The sequence below is a fragment of the Pseudomonas sp. ASL7 genome (genome assembly GCF_056680375.1).
The window spans coordinates 5,714,117-5,737,783 of record NZ_CM155279.1; the positions used below are offsets into that span (position 1 = coordinate 5,714,117).

18 protein-coding genes and 1 pseudogene are annotated in these 23,667 nt (G+C 59.6%); 14 read left to right on the forward strand and 5 right to left on the reverse strand.

The annotated features are described in order from the left end of the window. Positions 1 to 501: 501 nt before the first annotated feature. From AC1MDT_RS26365 to AC1MDT_RS26385, 5 genes are all read left to right on the forward strand, one after another. The gene (locus AC1MDT_RS26365; protein WP_480419640.1) at positions 502 to 2,295 is read left to right on the forward strand and encodes a DUF1302 domain-containing protein; all 1,794 of its coding nucleotides are present in this window, start codon (positions 502 to 504) and stop codon (positions 2,293 to 2,295) included. A 23-nt stretch (positions 2,296 to 2,318) separates the two neighbouring features. Beyond that, on the forward strand, positions 2,319 to 3,686 hold the full coding sequence (locus AC1MDT_RS26370; protein WP_480419641.1) for a DUF1329 domain-containing protein: 1,368 nt from the start codon (positions 2,319 to 2,321) through the stop codon (positions 3,684 to 3,686). Between the two features lie 140 nt (positions 3,687 to 3,826). Next, on the forward strand, positions 3,827 to 6,382 hold the full coding sequence (locus AC1MDT_RS26375; RefSeq protein ID WP_480419642.1) for a LuxR C-terminal-related transcriptional regulator: 2,556 nt from the start codon (positions 3,827 to 3,829) through the stop codon (positions 6,380 to 6,382). Between the two features lie 151 nt (positions 6,383 to 6,533). Beyond that, the gene (locus AC1MDT_RS26380) at positions 6,534 to 6,860 is read left to right on the forward strand and encodes a hypothetical protein (protein WP_480419643.1); all 327 of its coding nucleotides are present in this window, start codon (positions 6,534 to 6,536) and stop codon (positions 6,858 to 6,860) included. Positions 6,861 to 6,951: 91 nt separating this feature from the next. Then, positions 6,952 to 9,411 (forward strand): dermonecrotic toxin domain-containing protein, encoded by a 2,460-nt coding sequence (locus AC1MDT_RS26385; RefSeq protein WP_480419644.1) that lies wholly within the window; start codon positions 6,952 to 6,954, stop codon positions 9,409 to 9,411. A 6-nt stretch (positions 9,412 to 9,417) separates the two neighbouring features. On the opposite strand, the gene AC1MDT_RS26390 is transcribed toward AC1MDT_RS26385, so the two are convergent. Further along, complete coding sequence (locus tag AC1MDT_RS26390) at positions 9,418 to 10,218, reverse strand: IclR family transcriptional regulator (protein WP_480419645.1); 801 nt, start codon at positions 10,216 to 10,218, stop codon at positions 9,418 to 9,420. 165 nt (positions 10,219 to 10,383) lie between these two features. Here AC1MDT_RS26390 and hmgA point away from each other — a divergent pair, with 165 nt between their 5' ends. From hmgA to maiA, 3 genes are read left to right on the forward strand one after another with little or no spacing between them, the layout of a single operon-like run. Beyond that, positions 10,384 to 11,688 carry a homogentisate 1,2-dioxygenase gene (gene hmgA / locus AC1MDT_RS26395; protein ID WP_480419646.1) on the forward strand — a complete coding sequence of 435 codons (1,305 nt, stop codon included), beginning with the start codon at positions 10,384 to 10,386 and terminating at the stop codon, positions 11,686 to 11,688. 3 nt (positions 11,689 to 11,691) lie between these two features. Continuing rightward, positions 11,692 to 12,996, forward strand: coding sequence for a fumarylacetoacetase (gene fahA, locus AC1MDT_RS26400; protein WP_480419647.1), 1,305 nt, complete (start codon positions 11,692 to 11,694; stop codon positions 12,994 to 12,996). Positions 12,997 to 13,008: 12 nt separating this feature from the next. After that, on the forward strand, positions 13,009 to 13,644 hold the full coding sequence (gene maiA / locus AC1MDT_RS26405; protein ID WP_480419648.1) for a maleylacetoacetate isomerase: 636 nt from the start codon (positions 13,009 to 13,011) through the stop codon (positions 13,642 to 13,644). A gap of 112 nt (positions 13,645 to 13,756) precedes the next feature. Here the strand turns inward: maiA and AC1MDT_RS26410 are convergent, their stop codons facing one another. Next, entirely contained in the window at positions 13,757 to 14,560 is an 804-nt protein-coding gene (locus AC1MDT_RS26410; RefSeq protein WP_480419649.1) for a SirB1 family protein, read from the reverse strand. Between the two features lie 183 nt (positions 14,561 to 14,743). Here AC1MDT_RS26410 and AC1MDT_RS26415 point away from each other — a divergent pair, with 183 nt between their 5' ends. The 4 genes from AC1MDT_RS26415 (at position 14,744) to AC1MDT_RS26430 (ending at position 19,065) form a co-directional block, all read left to right on the forward strand. After that, positions 14,744 to 15,763: a Glu/Leu/Phe/Val dehydrogenase family protein gene (locus AC1MDT_RS26415; protein WP_480419650.1), complete on the forward strand. Its 1,020-nt coding sequence runs from the start codon at positions 14,744 to 14,746 to the stop codon at positions 15,761 to 15,763. A gap of 101 nt (positions 15,764 to 15,864) precedes the next feature. Further along, entirely contained in the window at positions 15,865 to 16,959 is a 1,095-nt protein-coding gene (pdhA, locus tag AC1MDT_RS26420) for a pyruvate dehydrogenase (acetyl-transferring) E1 component subunit alpha (protein WP_480419651.1), read from the forward strand. Next, complete coding sequence (locus AC1MDT_RS26425) at positions 16,952 to 17,938, forward strand: alpha-ketoacid dehydrogenase subunit beta (RefSeq protein ID WP_480419652.1); 987 nt, start codon at positions 16,952 to 16,954, stop codon at positions 17,936 to 17,938. Before pdhA ends, AC1MDT_RS26425 begins: the two co-directional genes overlap by 8 nt. 17 nt (positions 17,939 to 17,955) lie before the next feature. Next, complete coding sequence (locus tag AC1MDT_RS26430; protein WP_480419653.1) at positions 17,956 to 19,065, forward strand: dihydrolipoamide acetyltransferase family protein; 1,110 nt, start codon at positions 17,956 to 17,958, stop codon at positions 19,063 to 19,065. Between the two features lie 199 nt (positions 19,066 to 19,264). On the opposite strand, the pseudogene AC1MDT_RS26435 reads toward AC1MDT_RS26430, so the two are convergent. After that, positions 19,265 to 19,519: pseudogene (locus AC1MDT_RS26435) on the reverse strand (YebG family protein); the annotation flags it as partial. Positions 19,520 to 19,887: 368 nt separating this feature from the next. Between AC1MDT_RS26435 and AC1MDT_RS26440 the strand changes: the two are divergent. Continuing rightward, entirely contained in the window at positions 19,888 to 20,388 is a 501-nt protein-coding gene (locus tag AC1MDT_RS26440; RefSeq protein WP_480419654.1) for a phosphate-starvation-inducible protein PsiE, read from the forward strand. On the opposite strand, the gene AC1MDT_RS26445 is transcribed toward AC1MDT_RS26440, so the two are convergent. Then, the gene (locus AC1MDT_RS26445) at positions 20,385 to 20,699 is read right to left on the reverse strand and encodes a DUF3509 domain-containing protein (protein WP_480419655.1); all 315 of its coding nucleotides are present in this window, start codon (positions 20,697 to 20,699) and stop codon (positions 20,385 to 20,387) included. The two genes, AC1MDT_RS26440 and AC1MDT_RS26445, sit on opposite strands and share 4 nt — an antisense overlap. A 347-nt stretch (positions 20,700 to 21,046) precedes the next feature. After that, positions 21,047 to 22,423: an L-serine ammonia-lyase gene (locus tag AC1MDT_RS26450; RefSeq protein WP_480419656.1), complete on the reverse strand. Its 1,377-nt coding sequence runs from the start codon at positions 22,421 to 22,423 to the stop codon at positions 21,047 to 21,049. Positions 22,424 to 22,559: 136 nt separating this feature from the next. On the opposite strand from AC1MDT_RS26450, the gene AC1MDT_RS26455 reads away from it, so the two are divergent. Then, complete coding sequence (locus AC1MDT_RS26455) at positions 22,560 to 23,507, forward strand: LysR substrate-binding domain-containing protein (protein ID WP_480419657.1); 948 nt, start codon at positions 22,560 to 22,562, stop codon at positions 23,505 to 23,507. Positions 23,508 to 23,667 lie beyond the last annotated feature (160 nt).

The window sequence follows — 23,667 nt, forward strand, 5'->3', positions numbered from 1 at the left end:
TCGCTAACGGCGCGGGCGGATCACGCGCCATTGCTCCGTGCTTTCAGGCCGTTTGCCGTGAAAGCCCGGCAAGAATAAGCGTTTGAGTCAAAAGGAAAAATAGCGATTCCTGACATGCAGTGTTGCAATCTGGGCAACAGTCACGATGCGCACCTGTAGCAGCTGCCGCAGGCTGCGTTCGATGTAGGAGCGAGCTTGCTCGCGAAGGACGTTAACGATAACGCGTTCTTCCTGAATAAACGCGTTGCTCTCAAGTCCATCGCGAGCAAGCTCGCTCCTACATCGAACGCAGCCTGCGGCAGCTGCTACAAGTGCGTGTTTAGTGAGTTCATGCGCTGCACTGATGTTCCTCCATCCAGCCCATCCATACCCCGCGTTATCCTCCAATCCTGATGGCCATTCATCCTTTAGAGCGACACCACGAATACCTCCTTGGTGCGCTTATCGACCCCAACGGGCGGCAGTAGGGTGGGGCCTTCTGTCACTCACCGGGGAAGACGCATGACAAAAACAACAATGCGCGCCATCTTCACACCGCAAGCGTTGGCCGCTGCGGTTGCCTTGGGTTGCTGTGCCCAGGCACAGGCCGTTTCATTCAACATTGGGGAAATCGAGGGGACGTTTGATTCTTCGCTGTCCGTTGGCGCGAGCTGGGGCATGCGCGATGCCGACAAATCCCTGGTAGGGATCGTCAACGGCGGCACCGGCCAGGCGTCGACCGGTGACGACGGGCGATTGAACTTCAAGAAGGGCGAAACCTTCTCGAAGATCTTCAAGGGCATTCACGATCTCGAATTGAAGTACGGCGACACCGGCGTGTTCGTCCGTGGCAAGTACTGGTACGACTTCGAGTTGCAGGACGAAGACCGCCCTTTCAAACAGATCAGTGACCATGGCCGCCAGGAAGGCGCCAAGTCCTCCGGTGCGCAGATCCTCGACGCCTTCGTCTATCACAACTATTCCATCGCCGATCTGCCGGGCACGGTACGCGCCGGCAAGCAGGTGGTCAGCTGGGGCGAAAGTACCTTCATCGGCAACTCGATCAACAGCATCAACCCAGTCGACGTTTCAGCGTTCCGCCGTCCTGGCGCGGAGATCAAGGAAGGCCTGATTCCGGTGAACATGCTGTTCGCCTCCCAGGGGCTGACCGACAAGCTCACGGTGGAAGGGTTCTATCAACTGGAATGGGACCAGACCGTTCTCGACAACTGCGGCACGTTCTTTGGCAGCGACGTGGCGGCGGACGGTTGCAATAAGGGTTACACCGTTGGGAGCCCGGCCATTGCGCCGCTGCAACCGATCGCTGCGGCGTTTGGCCAGGGTTTTGAGGTCGGCAAGGAGGGCGTGATTGTCCCCCGTGGCGGGGACCGCGATGCCCGTGACTCCGGGCAATGGGGGACGGCGTTGCGCTGGCTCGGTGACGACACCGAGTACGGCCTGTATTTCATGAACTACCACAGCCGTACGCCAACGGTCGGCACCACCACTGCCGGACCGGGCACGCTGGCGAGTATTCCAGGGATCGTCGGCACCGCCAACGGTGTTGCACCCGGCACCGGCTCGGCCCTTGCGCAGAGTGTGATGCTCGGTCGCGGCCAGTATTACCTCGAATACCCGGAAGACATTCGCCTGTACGGCGCGAGCTTCTCCACTACGTTGCCGACCGGCACCGCGTGGACCGGTGAGATCAGCTATCGGCCCAATGCGCCGGTACAGATCAACAGCACCGACCTGACCCTGGCGATGCTCAACCCGATCGCGGGCGGTGCGGCGTCACCTATCGCGACGACCCCCGGTGCCGACAACAAAGGCTACCGGCGCAAGGAAATCACGCAGGTCCAGAGCACCCTGACGCACTTCATCGATCAGGTGGCGGGCGCCGACCGCCTGACACTCGTGGGCGAAGCAGCGGTTGTCCGGGTCGGTGGGCTGGAGTCGCGCAGCAAGCTGCGCTACGGCCGGGATTCGGTGTACGGCCAATACGGTTTTGGCGGTGACACCGACGGTTTCGTCACGTCGACCTCCTGGGGTTACCGCGCCCGCGCCATCCTCGACTACAACAACGTCATCGCCGGAATCAACTTCAAACCCAACCTGTCCTGGTCGCACGACGTGTCCGGTTACGGCCCCAACGGGTTGTTCAACGAAGGCGCCAAGGCCATCAGCGTCGGCGTCGATGCCGACTACCGCAACACCTATACCGCGAGTTTGAGTTACACCGATTTCTTCGGCGGTGACTACAACACCCTGGTAGATCGCGACTTCCTGGCGCTGAGTTTTGGCGTGAACTTCTGATCTGGCTGAGAAGGATGATTTCAATGCGCAAGATGATTCTGCAATGCGGCGTTGTGGCCCTGAGTCTGTTGGCCGCCGACGTGATGGCGGCGGTGTCGCCGGAAGAAGCAAACACGCTCGGCACCAGCCTGACGCCGTTGGGCGCCGAGAAGGCCGGCAACGCCGACGGCTCGATCCCGGCCTGGACCGGCGGCCTCCCGAAAAACGCGGGCGCGGTGGACAGCAAAGGTTTCCTGGCCGACCCGTTTGCCAATGAAAAGCCGCTGTTTATCATCACGGCAGCGACGGTCGATAAGTACAAGGACAAGCTCTCCGACGGGCAAATAGCGATGTTCAAACGCTACCCCGAGACCTACAGGATCCCGGTCTATCCGACCCATCGTACCGTGGCCGTACCACCGGAAATCAATGAATCGGCCAAGCGCAGCGCCCTGAATGTGACGCCGATCAACGACGGCAATGGCCTGGCCAATTTCACCGGCAATCGCTATTACGCCTTCCCGATTCCGAAGAATGGCGTCGAGGTGATCTGGAACCACATCACCCGCTACCACGGCGGTAATCTGCGTCGCACCATTACCCAGGCAACGCCGCAGTCCAATGGTGATTACACGGTTATCCGGTTCAAGGACGAAGTCGCTGTGCCCTCGTTGCTCGGTGATTTGAAACCGGGCAGTGATGAAAACGTCCTCAGCTATTTCAAGCAGGAAGTGACTGCGCCGGCGCGGCTCGCGGGTAACGTGTTGCTGGTGCATGAGACCCTCGATCAGGTCAAGGAACCGCGCAAGGCCTGGATTTACAACGCTGGTCAGCGCCGCGTGCGGCGAGCGCCGCAAGTGGCCTATGACGGGGTGGGCTCTTCGTCCGACGGGCTACGCACCACCGACAACTTCGACATGTTTTCCGGCGCACCGGATCGCTATGACTGGAAACTGATCGGCAAGAAAGAAATGTACATCCCGTACAACAGCTACAAACTCGACTCACCCAGCCTCACTTACAACGATGTCATCAAGGCCGGGCACATCAATCAGGACTTGACCCGCTATGAGTTGCATCGGGTCTGGGAGGTCGTCGCCACGGTCAAGCCCAACGAACGGCACGTGTATGCCAAGCGTCACATGTATCTCGACGAAGACAGTTGGCAAGTGGCGCTGGCCGATCACTACGACGGTCGCGGTCAACTCTGGCGTGTCGCCGAAGGGCACGCGCAGTTCTACTACGATCACCAGGTTCCGGCCTACACCGTTGAAGCGTTGTATGACCTGATCGCCGGTCGCTACATTGCCCTGGGGATGAAGAACGAGGAGAAGCACAGCTTCGAGTTTGGTATCGATGCCAAAGCAGGGGATTACACGCCGGCAGCCTTGCGGAGTACAGGTGTGAGGTAACCATTCCTACAGGCCCTACAGAAAAAGGTGACTTTACGGTCACCTTTTTTATAGGTGTCGATCAGTCTGTTGAATACTTCTTCAACAAGCTGTGTAGAGAGGGCTAGGGTGGCGCCACAATTATAAAAAGGCGCACCACTATGACTGCCAAGACACCCTGTCTGGACCGTCCTGGACTCCTGCCTCGTTTGTCTTTCCATCACCTGACTCGCGACCGGTTGATCGAGCCGTTGCTGGCATCGACCGCGCGAGTGAAATTGCTCTGCGCACCGCCCGGCAGCGGCAAGAGTGCACTGCTCACCGAATGCCTGTTGCAGGCGCCCGAACAGTGTCGGGTCTGTTGGCTGCCGTTGAACGGGGAGCCGCTGAGTGCGGCCGACTTTCGACAGCTGCTCGCGCAAGCACTGGGCCTTGGCGCGTTGGACGAAGCTGCTTTGCTTGAGTCCCTCGCTCGGTTGCAGACGCCGACCTGGTTGGCGCTTGATGACTACTGCCGTCTTCCCAACCCGGAACTGGATCTGTTGCTTGACCGACTGTTGTCCGTCAACAGTCCGATGGTCACCTGGTGGCTGAGTGGTCGCCGTCGGCCGCAATGTAATTGGCCACGATTGTTACTCGATGACGAACTGTATGACTGCGAGCGCTCCACGCTGGCGTTCAATCAAGACGAGATTGAACGCCTGTTGCATCACCTGGAACCGGCGCAGGCGCGCAAAGGGGCCAGCAGGATTTTCGAACGCAGTGGTGGCTGGTGCGCCGGCGTGCGGATGGCGCTACTGCAAAAATGCGACTGGTCACGCAATGACAAATCCGGCGGTCGAGCGGACACGCTGCACGATTACCTTGAGCATGAGTTGTTCGCCAGCCTGACCCCGGAACTTGCGGAAGCCTGGCGGGTACTGGCGCACTTGCCACGCTTCAATGCCCGCCTGTGCGATCACTTGTTCGGCGCGGGCGAGGGCGCCCAATGCCTGAGTGCCTTGCAGGCGTTGGGTTGTTTCATTGACCCCTGGCAAGACTCGACAGACTGGCAGCAGGTTTTCGCCCCACTCTCGCAGTTGATGCGCGAAGAAAAATGGCCCGCCGGACGCTCCTGGCACCGCCGCGCCTGCCAGTGGTTCGCGGCCGAACTGGACTGGAAAGCCGCGTTTGAGCAGGCCTTGCTGGCCGAAGAGTTCGAGGTTGCGGTCAGTCTGCTGCAGCATTTCAGTTTCGAGCAGCTGTTCGAGGAACAGACCGTGGTGCTCCTGTTGCGTTTACATGAGCAGCAAGGCGCCGACCTGATGCTCGGCTCGCCGCAACTGGTCGGGTTGATCACCGCAACCCTGTTGTTTGCCGGGCGATTCGAGCAGGCAGGCGAATGCATCGAACATTTGTCGCATTTCACCCCTCAGCCGTCGGCGCTCCTTCAACGGCAATTGATCGCGCGCTGGCAGGCACACCAGGGGTGGTTGCTGCATTTGCAGGGGCGGATGGACGGCTCGCGCGCGCACTTACTGGAGGCGCTCAGCGAACTCGGCCCCGAGCTCTGGACGGCCCGGCTGATGTGCCTGTCCGGTCTGACCCAACAAGCGTTGCTCAGAGGCGAACTCGACGTTGCGCAGGCGATTAACCGTGAAGCGTTGTGCCTGGCCCGTGCAAAAGGATCATTGGTGTTTGAGTGTCTGCTGGAGCTTGATCACGCGCAATTGCTTGAGCAGCGGGGGGCCGCCGGCCGGGCCGAGAGTTTGCTGGCCAACCTGCACGACTTGCTCGCGCAGCAACAACCTCTGGCCGAACCGCTGATGGGACGTATTGCCTTGCATCGGGGGCGTTTGAGCCTGTGTCAGGGCCAGGATACGCAGGCTGCCGCGTATTTCGAAAGCGGATTGCAGGCCTGCCTGCGCAACCATGACAAACGAGCGCTGTATGGGTTTCTCGGTCTGGCGCAACTCGCTGCCAATCGCCTGGATTACGCGCAAGCGTTCGTCCTTCTGCGTGATGCCGAACGGGTCATGCAGCAACGGCAAATTCCGGACACGGTGTATCGCAGTGTCCTGTTGCACCTGAGTTGCCATTTCTGGTTGCAACAGGGGCGGCCGGAGTTGGCACACGAAGCCCTGACCCGCGTCTTGCGCCACTATCACGGCCCTCATGCACGACAGGCGCCACCGGCGACGCTGGAGCTGATTCCTGGCCTGGAATATCTGCAGGTGCTGGCCGAGGTGAATCTGGGGCAGGCGCAAACGCCTTTGGCCCGGCTCGAAACCCGGTTGCAGTGGGCACGGCAGCGAGGGATGTTAAGGCTGCAAGCGCAATTGCACTTGGTATCAGCAGAAGTCGCCTGGCTGACGGGCGACGCTGTCACCGCCCGGCAGTCGTTGCAGGAAGGATTGGTCCTGGTCGAGCGCTGCAACCTTCAACAAACCTTGCGCGATCTTCAGTTGCGCCAGCCACGGTTGCCGGAGGCCATTGGAGGTAGCGAATCGGCCAGCTTTCCAGAGTCGATGGCCTCGGTCCAAAGCCGGCTAAGCCAGAGGGAAATAGAAGTCCTTAAATTAGTGGCTGAGGGAAACTCGAATCAACAAATAGCTGATCAGTTGTTTATATCGTTACATACAGTAAAAACCCATGCGCGACGGATCAATGGGAAGTTAGGGGTGGCGCGTAGAACTCAGGCCGTGGCTCAGGCGAAAATATTAGGGATAGTTGTTTGAAGTGCTGATAGGTTGTTTACGAATGCATACAAGTAGTGGGGTGTACTTCAGGTATTGAGGTGTTTATAAGTTGTGCGTCGGCCCGGTTAAAGGGTATTTGTCTTTTGAGTGTATGTTGGTCGACTCATAATTTATTGAAAGGATGCTATTTATGAAAACGGGTTTGCTCGAAGAAGTGAGTGCGAAACTCAACAAGATTTTTCAAAGTACGGGCTACACGATTAATGCGGATGATACCTACCTCAACTCGATGGTGATCAATGATCAGGGTGAGCAGGTCGTTGATTACTCGGAAAGTTTGAGTTGGGCAATCATGGAGAAAGTGCAGGCAGATGAATGGCCTGCCTTCGACGAAAATTATGCCGGTGTGTTTTCCGAGCAGTGGACATTTGACCCCGTTTATCGAGTTGTCGGTTTGGACGTGGAGCAAGTTAATTTGTTTGGCCGTGCGGTGGTCGAGTCTTACCGGAGCCTGTAACCGCCGATACATTTATCGGTCCGGCAATGCCGCCATGGTTGGCAGCGTTGCCAGGCTTTTTTTGTGGACAAGTGTGCATAAGGATTAGTGCATGAGTATTAAAGTTTCAAACCATACGATGGGCGACACGGTTCAGGAAGAACATCTACGGCCATCGAAACGACTCATGGCTGTACAACCGCAACAGATACCCGATTGGCTCCAGCGGGCCAGTGAAGAAGATCGCCAGTATTACTTCGACACGGAACAGGCATTGGCAAAAAATGAGCAAGCGGTGGATGAATTGCTTCAGGACGTCAGGTCGCTCAGAGAGTTTGCCCGTGTGTATGCCAGGGAGTTTGTCAAAATTCTCAGCGGCGAAGTCATCGATCCACAGCAGGTCTTCGTCAGTGCCCGGCATACGTTTTATGTCGGCAAGCAGAAAGTCGTCCAATGCAATCGCCTGACGCTTCCCGAGTTCATGTTGAACGGTCGGTATGACCCGGCGAGTGCTCCGCTGGAAATTGCCCTTGAAGGTGAAACGCTGCCATCCGGCGTGACCGGGCAAGACCTTCTGGACGTACTGGGCGACACCAGCCTGCGTTCGTTGTACTCAGTAAAATTTGAAGAGAAGTACAGCAGCGAAGAGGTTCTTCGCGCCTTGCAGGATCGTTTGGACAGTCGCACAGACTTGAGTTCGTTCAGCGCGAAACTGCAGGAACACATTGATGATAAAAGTCTGAAAATAGTTGATCTGGCCTCGCAGCAAGCCGAAGGCTATTCAGTGGCAGCAGTCTCGTTCGACGGCTGGGAAAAACCTTTCCATGACCTGATTGTTTACTGCGGACCGGACGGCGAAGCCGGCCGTTGTGTGCTGTATGTACCGCATGGGCCTGAAGGCAGGTCATGGCACGAATTTCCGTCCTTCAGGCAATTGAACCAGCGTGTGGCCGAATGGGTGGGATCGCCGGCAGGGCGCAGCTACCTGAGCCGACAGTGTCACGCCACTGAGCGAGAATTCATCGAATCGTACATGCGGCTTGTATTGGAGTTGCCAAGCCAGTGGCGCGATATCAAGCGCCGTGTCTGGTCTGCATCGGGAGGCAGTGTGCTCCAACAAGGGGTGTCGCTTAATATCGACTGGCTGCGGGGTGAGCTGGAAACGGTCACGCCCGCCGGTTATCGCTCCGCATCGTCCTATCACCGAAAATATTTCGCCCGGTTGAACACCGAACTCAAAGCGCTGACCCGGCTGGCCGGCCACGAAGCGGGACTGATCAGTTACGAAAAGTTTGCCTTCAATCTGGTGAAAAAGATGGCGGACGACCTGATGGCGGACAACGGGGAGGCGGTGTCGGTCAATCCTGATCTGATCATGGTGGAATTGGACGACTCACAATCGATGACGCTGACTCAGCTCATCATTAAAGAGCATCACATCACCGAAGAAAGCGGTCCGGTGCATAACCCCGGAATCTATCCGCGAATTCGTCTGTTACCGGGTCATCCGCCCATGTCGAACCTGCTGGATGACTACATCGCCAACTGGTCGAAAGCGCTTCGTCCGGGTGAAAAATACATCGATATGCTGCGTTCGGACTATCTGGATAAAGACGCGCCTGGGTATGAACTGAAACGCGATGTTTATGTAAACGTTCAACTGCATGAAATGCGCCGGGCCGCGTTGGCCGAGTGGTTCAGCGGTGCACTCCAGCGCGACCAGTACGATCGAATCGAACAAGCCATCGACCGGTTGTGCGAGCCGGAACCCACAGATCCCATCACAGTAGACTATCCCGACTCACCCAAGCGCGACGGTGTTTACCAGTTTCATGTTGAGCACCGCAGGATTCAGGGTGTTTATGTTTTCCGCATAATGGACAACGGCGACGCTCAGGATCTGTTGTATACCCCGCATGCGCCGGATGGCCGATGGTTCCGACCCTTGGCTGATTTTTCGAAGTCGATTAGACGATGCGGCTTGGGCGGTTATTACTGCAAGCGTGCCCGGTTCACTGACCAGCGAGTGATCAATACTTACGTTGAAGACGTCATGCGCAGCAGCGGCGATGTCGAACCGCCAGTGCTGCAGGTCAATAGCCGGGTTTTCGACTTCTCACTGTGTTATCGGGAAATGATCGGTCAGATCATTAACGGGGTGGATGCCCAGACCAGCAGTCTTGTCGAAATTGTTGCCATGTTGTCCTATGACGCTGCGGTGGCGGCAGTCGCCGTCATAGGATGCGTCTTCCCTCCCATCGGTCTCGGGTTGAGCGCCGTAGTGATGGCGAAATCGGTCTTTGAGGGGGCGCTGGCGTATCACGAAGGTGACAACGAAAAAGCGTTTTCCAGCTTTCTGGATTGCATGCTGGAACTGGCCACCTTGCGCATCGGTAAGCTGGGGTTTTCCCAGGCGCAGAAGTTGATCGCCAAGCGGTTGGGCGATGTGAATACCTGCATGAGTGTTGTCTCGGCATGCAGTGGGAAAACCGTAGATTTGGCGGTGATCACCGAACTCATGAAGGAGGCGCTGGCCGAGCCTGACTCCAGCGAGCTGACGCTGCTGGAATAAACCCGACTAACCGGATACGGCAGCCGGCTCATAGCCCATCCGCCAACTCACGGCCTGTGTCGTCGCCAGCAAGCGCTGCGCCGCCGGGCCGTTTTCGTCGGCGTGGAACAGCGACGCCGGGCCGACAATGGTCATGACCGCCGCCACGTTCCCGACGGCGTTGAACACCGGGGCCGACAACGCGTCGACTCCAGGCATCAACAAGCCATGCACATGATGCAGGCCGCGATCGCGGATCTGTTCGCACAACGTCGCATAGTGTTGATCGTCTGCCAGGGCATGGACACCGCCGGCTTGCAATTCCTGTTCACGCAGGCCGACGGTTTCGCGCTTGGGTAGAAACGCGCCGAACACCAGGCCTGTCGATGAACTGAGCAACGGCAACACCGACCCCAATTGCGTCACCACTGTCACGGCGCGCACCGCCGGTTCGATATGCACCACGGTTGCCCCCTGGTTGCCCCACACCGCGAGGAAGCAGGTCTCGTTCAACTCGTCGCGCAGTTCGGCCAGGGGCAGGGCGGCGACTTTCAACACGTCCATACTGTTGAGTGCGGCCAGCCCCACGCGCAGGGCTTCGCGGCCCAGACCGTAATGGTTGGTGGCGGCGTTTTGTTCAGCAAAGCCGCTGGCAATCAACGCCTGCAAATAGCGGTGAACCTTGCTCGCCGGCATCTGCACGTGCTCGGCCAGCCGCGACAACGAAGTCGATGGCGACAACTCGGCCAACGCCTTGAGGATGTCGGTGCCCACTTCGGCCGAGCGCACCTTCTGTTTGCCGTTGCTGTCGCTGGTAGGTTTTTCCATGGAGGCGGTGTGATCCCGGGATGAATGGGCGTCTTTATAGCTTGACGGTCAATACCAATCAAATTACGTTAAGCGTAATTGAATTACGATAAAAATAACCCGGGCATGCAAAGTCCTCTGCAACAGAGCGACGGGCCATTGCCTATCCCCTGTTCAGGAGGCTCCATGACCCTCGACTCAACGGCGCCCGCGCTGCTTTATCAGTCAGGCTTCGGTAACGAATTCAGCAGCGAAGCGTTGCCTGGTGCACTGCCCGTCGGCCAGAACTCCCCGCAAAAAGCCCCCTACGGCCTCTACACCGAATTGTTCTCCGGCACCGCATTCACCATGCCTCGCAGCGAAGCGCGGCGCACCTGGCTGTATCGGATTCAGCCGTCGGCCAATCACCCGGCGTTCGTTAAACTGGATCGGCAATTGGCCGGTGGGCCATTGGGTGAAGTCACCCCCAATCGGCTGCGTTGGAATCCGTTGGACATCCCGAGCGAGCCGACCGATTTCATCGACGGACTGGTGAGCATGGCCGCCAATTCAGGTGCGGAAAAACCCGCCGGGATCAGCATCTATAGCTACCGCGCCAACCGCTCCATGGAGCGCGTGTTCTTCAACGCCGACGGTGAACTGCTGCTGGTTCCTGAACTGGGACGGCTGCGCATCGTCACCGAGCTGGGCGTGCTGGAGCTTGAGCCGCTGGAAATCGCCGTACTGCCTCGCGGCCTGAAATTCCGTGTCGAATTGCTCGACCCACAAGCCCGCGGCTACATCGCCGAAAACCACGGCGCGCCGCTACGCCTGCCGGACCTCGGGCCTATCGGCAGCAATGGCCTGGCCAATGCGCGGGATTTCCTGACCCCGGTCGCGCACTACGAACATCTCAAGCAACCGACCACGCTGGTGCAGAAATTCCTCGGCCAGTTGTGGGGCTGCGAGCTCGATCATTCGCCGCTGAACGTGGTGGCCTGGCACGGCAATAACGTGCCGTACAAATACGACCTGCGCCGTTTCAACACCATCGGCACGGTCAGTTTCGATCACCCGGATCCGTCGATCTTCACCGTCCTGACTTCGCCGACCAGCGTTCACGGTCTGGCCAACCTCGACTTCGTGATCTTCCCGCCGCGCTGGATGGTGGCCGAGAAAACCTTCCGGCCACCGTGGTTCCACCGCAACCTGATGAACGAGTTCATGGGTCTGATCCAGGGCGCCTATGACGCCAAGGCCGAAGGTTTCGTGCCCGGTGGCGCGTCCTTGCACAGTTGCATGAGCGCGCACGGCCCCGACGGCGAAACCTGCACCAAGGCGATCAACGTCGAGCTGGCGCCGGCTAAAATCGACAACACGATGGCGTTCATGTTCGAGACCAGCCAAGTGCTGCGTCCGAGCCGTTTCGCCCTCGAATGCCCGCAACTGCAAAACAACTACGATGCTTGCTGGGCCTCACTGCCCGCCACTTTCGACCCGACCCGGAGATAACCCATGACTCAGACTTCCATCACTCGTAGCTGGGTTGCCTCCGCCAACGGCCACAGCGATTTCCCGCTGCAAAACCTGCCATTGGGGGTGTTCAGCATCGAGGGGGGCGCACCGCGCAGCGGCGTGGCGATCGGTGATCACATTTTTGATCTGCAAGCAGCGCTCGACGCCGGTCTGTTCGACGGCACCGCCCGCGCAGCCGTCGAAGCCACCCGTGGCGGTCAGCTGAATGCGTTCTTCGAACTGGGCCGTGAGGCTCGCGTCGCTCTGCGCGAACGCCTGCTGGAACTGTTTGCCGAAGGCAGCACCCTGCACGGCAAGATCGAAGCCCAAGGCGCGAAACTGCTGCCACTGGCGGCGAATTGCGAGATGCACCTGCCGGCGAAAATCAACGATTACACCGACTTCTATGTCGGCATCGAGCATGCGCAGAACGTCGGTAAATTGTTCCGTCCCGACAACCCGCTGCTACCGAACTACAAGTATGTGCCGATCGGTTATCACGGCCGCGCTTCGACCATTCGCCCGTCCGGCACCGACGTTCGCCGTCCGAAAGGCCAGACCTTGCCGGCCGGTCAGACCGAGCCGACGTTTGGTCCCTGTGCTCGTCTGGATTACGAGCTGGAACTGGGCATCTGGATCGGTCAGGGCAACGAGATGGGCGACTCCATCGCCATCGGGGACGCCGCCGATCATATCGCCGGTTTCTGCCTGCTCAACGACTGGTCAGCACGCGACATCCAGGCCTGGGAATACCAGCCACTGGGCCCGTTCCTGTCCAAGAGCTTTATTACCAGCATCTCGCCGTGGGTCGTGACCGCCGAAGCGCTGGAGCCGTTCCGTCGTGCCCAGCCGGCCCGTCCGGAAGGTGACCCGCAGCCGCTGTCGTACCTGTTCGACAAGCGCGATCAAGCCGCTGGCGCGTTCGATATCGAACTCGAAGTGTTGCTGCTCACCGAAGCCATGCGCGAGAAAAACCTGCCGGCCCACCGCCTGACCCTGAGCAACACACAACACATGTACTGGACCGTGGCGCAAATGGTCGCGCACCACAGCGTCAACGGCTGCCAGTTGCAGGCCGGTGACTTGTTCGGTTCGGGCACTTTGTCGGGCCCGCAAAGCGGTCAGTTCGGCAGCCTGCTGGAAATCACCGAGGGCGGTAAAAAGCCAATCGAGTTGGCGTCGGGCGAGGTGCGCAAGTTCCTTGAGGACGGCGACGAAATCATCCTGCGCGCCCGTTGCAGTCGCGATGGTTTTGCCTCCATCGGGTTTGGCGAGTGCCGCGGCAAAGTGCTGCCGGCACGCTAAGAGGAGCGGGTCATGGAACTCTATACCTACTACCGTTCGACTTCGTCCTATCGGGTGCGTATCGCGCTGGCGCTCAAGGGGCTGGATTACCAGGCGCTGCCGATCAACCTGATCGCGCCGCCAGGTGGCGAGCATCGCCAGCCACCGTACCTCGCCATTAACCCGCAAGGTCGAGTACCGGCACTGCGCACTGATGAAGGCGAGCTGCTGATCCAGTCACCGGCGATCATCGAGTACCTGGAGGAACGTTTTCCACAGGTGCCGCTGCTGTCCAAAGACCTTGCCGCTCGCGCCCATGAACGCGGGGTGGCGGCGGTGATTGGTTGCGACGTGCATCCGCTGCACAACGTCAGCGTGCTCAACAAACTTCGGCAGTTGGGCCACGATGAGACGCAGGTGATGGAGTGGATCGGGCACTGGATCAGTCAGGGCTTGGCGACCGTGGAGCAGCTGATCGGTGATCAGGGTTTTTGCTTTGGAGACGAACCCGGATTGGCGGATGTCTACCTGATCCCGCAGCTATATGCCGCTGAGCGCTTTAACATTGCCCTTGAGGCGTATCCACGGATTCGTCGGGTGGCGGCGCTGGCAGCCACACATCCGGCGTTCATCAAGGCCCATCCGGCGAATCAGCCTGATACCCCATAATGTAGGAGCGAGCTTGCTCGCGATGGACGTGAACGATCACGCGTACTGTCTGGAAAAGTGCGTCGCCTTCGAGTTCATCGCGAGCAGGCTCGCTCCCACAGAGTCTCTGTGATCAGTGAACGATGGAATTGGGCGGCAAATGCCCCAGCCGCTCCGTCAGCCGAATCCGCTGTATCGGATCATCGCTGAGCAGCAACGCATGTTCCAGGTCGAAACGCTCGGCGTTCGGGCAATCGAGCCGCTGATAGAGGCTGGCCCGCGCCAGGTAGTCGGACGCGCTGGCGTTACCCAGTTCCAGCACGCGTTCGGCGTCGATCAGGGCGCCGATGTAATCATCATTGGAAAGGTGCAACTGACGCAGGTTGCGCGACAGCCTTTGCAGCATCTGCACCGGTTCGGCGGTGACCAAGTGTTCGGCGCTGAGCTGGATGTTCGGGCCGTACTGGCGGTGTAGCAGTTCCCGGCAATCGTTGGGGTACAACCGGCGTCCGCCGCAAGGGTCGAGCAGGTGATCGGCACCCGGTACGCGCAGCAGGAAATGCCCGGGGAAGTTGACCCCGACCATGGGGATTTCCAGACCTTTGGCCAGCTCCAGCGCAATCAACCCCAGGGCCAGGGGCTGGCCACGCCGGCGTTGCAACACTTTATCGAGCAAGGCCACTTGCGGGCGCAGCGGGGTGAAATCGTCCTGGGCGAACCCCAGGTCATTCATGCGTCGCAACAAAGGCTGGGCCAGTTCACTCACCGGCAGCATCGGCAAGCCATGACTGACTCGCTGTTGCAGGTCCCTGAAGTTTTTCAGCACCACCTCGGGACTCACCTCGCTATCGTGTTCGGCCGCAATCCACAGCGCAGCCTCGAACAGCGCGGGCGGTGTTCGTTGCAGGCAGTCGAAAAAACGTTGGCGGGGAGTCATCAAAATCTCCGGGGAATGCCTCGTTTTAGCCCCGTCCCCGCCATTCGTCCAGTGCCGCGCACCGGTCGCAGCAGGTTATTTCCGAAAGCCAGCATTGCGACGTTGCTTATTCCGGTGCGCTTCTGCAATTTTTGGGCGCAAGCCTATACTGGCGACTACAAGAAGTGATTCGGGAGCCTTACGATGTTCGCTCTCATGCAAAGCACTCGCCTTGAATCGCTGCATCTGAGCGTCGACCCGGTTACCGGGTTGAAGGCGGTCATTGCCATTCATAACAGCCGTCTGGGGCCTGCCCTGGGCGGGTGTCGTTACCTTGCCTATCCCAGCGACGAGTCTGCCATCGAGGATGCCGTGCGCCTTGCCCAAGGCATGAGTTACAAGGCTGCGTTGGCCGGCCTGGCACAGGGCGGTGGCGTCGCGGTGATTGTTCGTCCGGTTCATGTGGAAAACCGCGCGGCGCTATTCGAAGCCTTCGGCCGCTGCATCAACCAGCTTGATGGCCGTTATATCACCGCGATCGACAGCGGCACCTCGGTGGCGGACATGGATTGCATCGCCCAACAAACTCAATACGTCACCAGCACCACTTCGGCGGGCGACCCTGCGCCTCACGCGGCGATGGGAGTGTTCACCGGCATTCGTGCCACCGCCATGGCCCGCCTGGGCAGCGACAATCTCGAAGGCTTGCGAGTGGCGATCCAAGGGTTGGGCAATGTCGGTTATGCCCTGGCCGAGCAACTGCACGCGGCGGGGGCCGAACTGCTGGTCAGTGACATCGACCACGGCAAGGTGCAACTGGCCATGGAACAACTCGGCGCACACCCGATTGCCAACGATGCATTGCTGAGCACCCCGTGTGACATTCTCGCGCCTTGCGGTCTCGGCGGTGTGCTCAACAGCCACAGCGTGACGCAACTGCGCTGTTCGGCAGTGGCCGGTTCGGCGAACAATCAACTGACTCATCTGGACGTCGCCGATCAACTGGAGCGGCGGGGCATTCTGTATGCGCCGGATTACGTGATCAATTCCGGCGGGCTGATCTATGTGTCGCTCAAACACCGCGGCGAAGCGCTCACGACCATCACCGCGCACCTGTCGAAAATCAGCTCACGGCTGACCGAGGTCTTTGCCCATGCCCAGGCGGAAAAACGCTCGCCGGCCCGGGTCGCGGACGAGTTGGCTGAGAAAGTGCTGTACCGATGAAGGAGTGAGGGCCTTATCCGGCCAGCTTGCTCCCAAGGCCTGGCGCCATAAGCGTCGGGCTTGACCACTGCATGCACACCCCGCGTGCCAGGAGCCCTGTAATGCCGCACAAGGTTGAGCTGCCTTACACCCGATTTTTATCCCCCGAAGGTCAATTACTCTGCGATCTTCCCCTCTGGGCCGACGACTTTAATTTGCTGGCGCGCCTTTACCGGCAAATGGTCTTGACGCGCCTCTTCGATCAGAAAGCCGTCGCCCTGCAACGCACCGGGCGCATCGGCACTTACGCGCCGACATTGGGCCAGGAAGCGATCGGCGTCGCCGTCGGCAGCGTGATGCATGCCGAAGACGTATTGGTGCCGTATTACCGCGACACCGCCGTGCAGTTGATGCGCGGTGTGCGTATGGAAGAAATCCTTCTGTATTGGGGCGGTGACGAGCGCGGCAGTGACTTTGCCGAACCAGCGGTGGCCGAGGACTTTCCGATCTGTGTTCCGATCGCCACCCAGGCCCTGCATGCATGCGGCGTCGCCAGCGCATTCAAGATTCGTGGCGAGCATCGGGTCGTGGTCACCACGTGCGGCGACGGCGCCACCAGCAAGGGCGACTTCCTTGAAGCCCTTAACGTCGCGGGTGCCTGGCAGTTGCCGGTGGTGTTTGTGGTCAACAACAACCAATGGGCAATCTCGGTGCCCCGGCGAATTCAGTGCGCAGCCCCGACGTTGGCGCAGAAAGCGATCGGCGCCGGATTTCACGGCGAACAGGTGGACGGCAATGACATGCTCGCCGTATACGACCGAGTGCACGTCGCACTGGAGCGGGCCCGCCACGGCAAAGGCCCGGTGCTGCTGGAGTGCCTGAGCTATCGCCTCGGCGATCACACCACCGCCGACGATGCCACGCGCTATCGGCCGGCGGACGAGGTCAAGCAGGCCTGGCTCGAAGAACCGGTCAAGCGCTTGCAACGCTTCATGGTCGGGCAGGGCGTGTGGAACGAAGGCCGCGAACAGGCGCTGATCAGTGAATGCCAGGGGTTGGTGCAGCGTGCTGTGGATAACTTCGAGGCGGCGGGCACTCAAGCGCCCGAGTCGGTGATCGATTGCGTTTACGCGAAGTGGCCGGCAGCCCTGGCCGAACAACGCGAATGGTTACTTGAGCGGGCCGCGCGCCGGGCGGGAGGTTCGGGCCATGAGTAACGGTAAAGTCACGTTGCTGGAGGCGGTGAACCTGGCGTTGCATCGGGCCATGAGCGAAGACGAAAACGTGATCGTCCTCGGTGAGGACGTCGGCGTGAACGGCGGCGTGTTCCGTGCCACCCAAGGGTTGCGTGACAGCTTCGGTTTCAAGCGGGTCATCGACTCGCCGCTGGCCGAAACCATGCTCGGCGGACTGGTAGTCGGCATGGCCGCCCAAGGCCTGAAACCGGTAGTGGAAATCCAGTTCATGGGCTTCATCTACGCGGCCATGGAACACCTGGTGTCCCACGCCAGCCGCCTGCGTAATCGCACTCGCGGGCGCATGACGTGCCCGATGGTCATGCGCACACCGATGGGCGCCGGCATTCGAGCGCCGGAGCATCACAGCGAAAGCACCGAAGCCCTGTTCGCGCACATTCCGGGGTTGCGAGTGGTCATTGCATCATCACCGGCCCGGGCCTATGGCTTGTTGCTGGCGGCCATCGACGACCCGGATCCGGTGGTGTTTCTCGAACCGACCCGACTCTATCGAATGAACCCGCAACCGCTGGTGGACGACGGCAAACGCCTGCCGCTGGACAGCTGTTTCACCCTGCGCGAGGGCAGCGACATCACGTTGATCAGCTGGGGTGCCAGCGTGATGGAAACCCTGCAAGCCGCGACGGCGCTGGCTGATCGAGGCGTCTCGGCGGAAGTGATCGACGTTGCGAGTATCAAGCCACTGGACCTCGACACCCTGGAAGCCTCGGTACGCAAGACTGGCCGCTGCGTGATCATCCACGAAGCGCCACGTTCCTGTGGTGTCGGCGCGGAGATCGCTGCCAGCCTGTACGAGCGAGTGTTTCTGATGTTGCAGGCGCCGATCCAACGAGTGACGGCGCCGGATATTCCGCCGCCGCTGTATCGACTGGAATCACTGTACATGCCCAACGTCGACGACATTCTTCAGGCCTGTGATTGCGCGTTGAACTACGCCTGAAACCCAAGGAGGCCGCCATGAAATATTTCAAACTGCCGGATCTGGGCGAAGGTTTGCAGGAAGCGGAAATCGTCCGCTGGCACGTCAAGTCTGGCGATACCGTCAAGGCCGATCAGCTATTGGTGTCGGTGGAAACCGCCAAAGCGTTAGTGGATATCCCGGCGCCCTACGACGGCGTAGTGGCGAAACTTTACGGTGGCGAGGGTGACATCATTCACGTCGGTGAACCGTTGCTCGGTTACGAAGGCGAAGCGGACGCGGGTACCGTGGTCGGACGCCTCGAAGGGGGCGGCAGCCATCAGGAAGATGCGTTTTTTATCGGCGCCGCACCCTCGACCCGCGAACACCTGGCGAACCGCGCCACCCCGGCCGTGCGTCAATTGGCCCGGCAACTCGGCGTCGAATTGAGCGGGCTGACCGGTTCCGGCCACGAAGGCCTGATCACTCGCAACGATGTGGAAAACGCCTCCCAGGCCGAACGTGAGCGCTTCGGTGGCGAGCGGTTGCGCGGTGTGCGGCGCAGCATGGCGTTGAACATGGCCAGGTCCCATGCCGAAGTGGTGCCGGTGACGATTTTTGGCGACGCCGATCTGCATCGCTGGGGCCAGGCACGGGAACCGCTGATTCGTTTGGCGAAGGCGATAGCGGTGGCGTGCGCCATAGAGCCGGTGCTCAACAGCGCTTTCGATGGCAAAACCCTCTCGCTTAAACAACACCAACGGCTCGACCTGGGCATTGCCGTGGACACCCCGGACGGTTTGTTTGTGCCGGTGCTGCGCGATGTCGGCCAGCGCACGGCGGCGGACCTGAAGGACGGTGTCATGCGCTTGCGCGCCGATGTGCAGGCGCGCTCGATTCCACCCACGGAAATGATGGGCGCGACCCTGACCCTGTCGAATTTCGGCACACTGTTCGGACGCTACGCCAACCCGGTGGTGGTGCCGCCGCAAGTGGCAATCCTCGCGGCCGGCGCGATTCGCGAAGAACCGGTGGCGGTCGATGGCACGGTGGTGGTGCATTCGATCTTGCCGCTGTCCCTGACCTTCGATCACCGGGTGGTGACGGGCGGTGAAGCAGCGCGATTCTTCAAGGCGCTAGTCGACGCATTGGAGCAACCCGAGGCCTAGGGGGCGTTCTCAATTAGTTTCCGCGCCGCGCCGGGTCTGCGGCCATGAAAAAGGCCCTGAGCCATATGACTCAGGGCCTATTCAATTCGGGCGTTGCTTACTTGGGTGTCTTGGCGGCTTTGGCGGGCTTGGTCGGCTCAGCGCTTTGCACCTCAACAGGAGCAACCACTTCTACAGGCTCAGGTTCTTCAGCGACTTCAGCAGGGGCATTGAGCAGTTCGGACAAAGCATCCGGCTGGCTCTTGAATGCCTTGGCGAACACATCGCGGTTCTTCGCCATGTAGATCCCGGCTTCTTCCACTTGCTGTTCGGTCAGGGACGGAACGGCTTTTTGCAACACTTCGGCCAGCAATTCGGCCAGTTCGAGCATTTTGTCATGACGGTCAGCTTCGGCTTTATCCATGAACAAGCGCTCCAGATCTCGGCTGCTGCGGTATACCACTTCGACGGCCATTCACCACCTCACATGCCTTCACATTAGTTGTCTGTTTCGACTACTGTATTTATATACAGCGAAAAGGATAAGCGAATCTCTGTGCTTTGGGTAGTGGCTTTTTAATGTAGACCGAAATCAGTGGTTGTCAGGTGAACCGAGTTGCACCCTTCGCGAGCAGGCTCGCTCCCACACTGGTTTGGTGAACGCCGCAGACCCCCCTGTGGGAGCGAGCCTGCTCGCGATTGGGGCCGCCAAATTCCACAAAAGTGTCCAGCAGCAACCCATGGCCATCTCACCCAACAGCCGCTGGCCTTTTTTCTGCATGCAGAACAATCGTCACGTCAAATCCGCATCATCCGGACGAACCGACCTAAGGAAGCATCATCGTGAAAATCAACTGGGCTGAAAACCTGCGGCAGAACGTGCATGAACTGGCCGAGTCTCTGGGCAACCTGTTCGTCGAGACCTTCCATTACATGGCACTGTTCGCCATCGGGGCGGTGACCGCATGGGCCGCGGTGATGGAATTTTTACAGATGATCGAGGCCGGTCATATCAAGATCGATGACATCTTGCTGCTGTTCATCTACCTGGAACTGGGCGCGATGGTCGGGATTTACTTCAAGACCAACCACATGCCGGTGCGTTTTTTGATCTACGTGGCGATCACCGCGCTGACGCGACTGCTGATTTCCAACGTGTCGCACCACAATCCGCCAGACATCGGGATTATCTACTTGTGCGGCGGGATTCTGCTGTTGGCGTTTTCGATCCTGGTGGTGCGTTACGCCTCGTCGCAGTTTCCCTCGTTGAAGATCGAACACCCGCAGCGCAAGATCGGCGCGGGTTCCGGTGAGCATCCCGAGGTTGAAAAAGGCGAGCTTTAAAGCCTGACGGCCGGCCGGGAATGGCCTTTGACGTGGGGGTGCCGCAGGGTGCGATTGTCGTCGGTCATGGCTTCGAGGATCGTCACGGCACTGTGGCCTTGCTCAATGGCGATGCCGAACTGAATGCTTTGCACCAGGCGTTTGAGTCGGGTGGGGTCATTGCGTTGTTCGGCGCTGATCATCCGTTTGGCGACCACGTGGCCACCGTTGGAGAGGGTCAGCATGATGCTGCCGTCCAGACCTTGAATGCTCAGGTTGATCTGATAGTCCGCTGCAAAGGCATCGGTAATGAGCTGGAAGGGATTGTCCATGATGCGTCACCGCTTGATTGAACGTGCAGTAGTTGACTGGCCGTGATCAGGATTAGTTCGCAACACCGGACCACCGGCCATTCCCTGGTCACATCGCCCTCATCGTTTACAAGAGGGTAGCAAGGGGCGTGCCGGAACGATTACGCACATACTTTGTAGCAGCTGGCGAAGCCTGCGTTCGGCTGCGCAGCAGTCGTAAAACCTGACGCACGAGATGGGCCTGATGCACAGCATTGTCTGATTTCACGACTGCTGCGCAGCCGAACGCAGGCTTTGCCAGCTGCTACAAGGCGTGGCGTTTCAGGGCATGTACGCGTCGATGATCGCAGGCGGTGCAAGCCGGCCGATCAGCACTCCACCCAGCTCACGGCCAGGCCACCCCGTGAGGTCTCTTTGTATTTGTCATGCATGTCGGCGCCGGTATCGCGCATGGTGCGGATCACCCGATCCAGGGAAATGAAGTGTTTGCCGTCCCCGCGCAGGGCCATTTGCGTGGCGTTGATCGCCTTTACGGCAGCAATCGCATTGCGCTCGATGCACGGCACCTGAACCAGGCCGCCGACGGGGTCGCAGGTCAGGCCAAGGTTGTGTTCCAGCCCGATTTCAGCCGCGTTTTCCAGTTGTTCCGGGGTGGCGCCGAGTACGTCTGCCAGGCCAGCGGCAGCCATGGCGCAGGCCGAACCGACTTCGCCCTGACAGCCGACTTCGGCGCCGGAGATCGAGGCGTTTTTCTTGCACAAAATGCCGACGGCCGCCGCGCCGAGGAAGAACGCGACCACGTCATCGTCCGACGCGTCCGGGTTGAATTTCATGTAGTAGTGCAGGACCGCGGGGATGATCCCGGCCGCGCCATTGGTCGGTGCCGTCACCATGCGTCCGCCGGCAGCGTTTTCCTCGTTCACGGCAAGGGCGAACAGGTTCACCCACTCCATGGCCGACAGCGTGGAGGTGATGACATTGGGTTTGCCGATTTCCAACAGGCTGCGGTGCAATTTCGCCGCACGGCGTGGAACATTCAGACCGCCCGGCAGAATGCCCTCGTGGCGCAGGCCTTGCTCGACGCACTCGCGCATCACCGACCAGATGTGCAGCAGCCTCTGACGGATTTCCGCTTCGCTGCGCCAGGCCAATTCATTGGCCATCATCAACTCGGAAACTCGCAGGCCGTGCTGGTTGCAGAGCTTGAGCAATTCGCCAGCGCTGGAGAAATCGTACGGCAGCACGACGTCGCAGGCTGGCGCGACACCGGATTCGGCTTCCGCCGCTTCGATGATGAAACCACCGCCGATTGAGTAGTACGTCTGCTCCGACAGCTCGCCGGTTTCACCGAAGGCTGTCAGGGACATGGCATTGGGGTGGTAGGGCAAACTCTCGTCGAGCAGCAGGAGGTCGCGCTGCCAGTTGAAAGCAATAGTCGTTTTGCCTGCCAGCGACAATTCACCGGTTTCGCGCAGCGTCTGGATGCGCCTGTCGATGCTGGTCGGATCGATGCTATCCGGCCATTCGCCCATCAAGCCCATGACGCAGGCGCGGTCGGTGGCATGGCCGACGCCGGTAGCTGAAAGCGAACCATAAAGGCGGATTTCTACCCGTCTTACGTCGTCCAGCAAACCCTGATCGGTGAGTGCCTGGGCGAAGGTCGCCGCGGCGCGCATCGGGCCGACGGTGTGGGAACTGGAGGGACCGATGCCGACTTTGAAAAGATCGAAAACACTGATAGCCATGCTAAAGCCTATACAAGCAATGGAGGAGGAATCGCTGCCATGTTTTGTAGGACAAGCGCAATGTCGGCGATACTGGCCCTCTCGGTCCACCGTGACCAACGAAACTTCCTAAGAAAGCCTTTAGCAGGACTAAACGATGAGTCGTCAATTGCATGCCCAGACTTACGTCTGGCTGCACGTGTTTTCCTGTGCCGCGCGGCACTTGTCGTTCACCCGATGCGCGGAAGAACTGCACATCACGCCGGGGGCGGTCAGCCAGCAAATCCGACAACTGGAAGAGCGACTGGGTTTTCGCTTATTCCACCGTCGTGCTCGCGGCGTGGAACTGAGCGCTGAAGGCCAGCGACTGGCCATTACGGTCAATGAGGCCTACGGCAGTATCGACGCGGAATTACGACGGCTGGACGCGGGCATCATCAGCGGCATATTGCGGGTGCGCTCGATTCCATCCTTCCTCAGCAAATGGCTGACCCCACGATTGCCGCGTTTGCAGCAGCGTTTTCCGGACATTCAATTACGCCTGGTGGCCGAGGACAGCAGCGTGCCGTTGCACGAGGGTGATTTCGACCTGGCGATCGATTTGAACGATGGCAGTTATCCGGGATTGTTATCCACAGCCTTGCTCGACGAGCAGATTTTCCCGGTCTGCGCCCCGAGCCTGTTGCGTGGCCGTCCGCCGCTGCATGGGCCGGCGGACCTGGTGCACTTTCCGTTGTTGCACGACATCACTGCCTGGCGCGGCAGCTATGAATATGCGGAATGGGAGTTCTATCTCAATGCCATCGGCTTCGAGGGCGCCGACGTGCGGCGCGGGCACACGTTCAATCGCAATCACCTGACCATCGAAGCGGCGATAGCCGGCATGGGCGTGGCGATTGCGCGGCGAACGTTGTTGAACGATGAGCTGGAGCGGGGGGCGTTGATCGTGCCGTTTGGCTTGGCGGTGCCCAATCACAAACGTTACATGCTGCTTTATGCGCCGGGTGCGCTGAGCCACCCGGGCGTGCGTGCGGTGCATGACTGGCTCGTAGAAGAAGCGGGGGTTTTTCGTAGCCTGCACCCGCTGGCGGAACAACGGATGTGAGCAGGTAGGGGCGTCAGGCCGACGCGAGCCGACTCCCGACCTTAACAGCGCTTTTGTTCGTTGTCCGGCTTTTTTTGCGAATAGAAATTTATCTTTTTTTAGGGGTTGAATTGTTCCTCGCACAGACCGATTGTGTAAGTAAGAGGTCACGGTGATGACG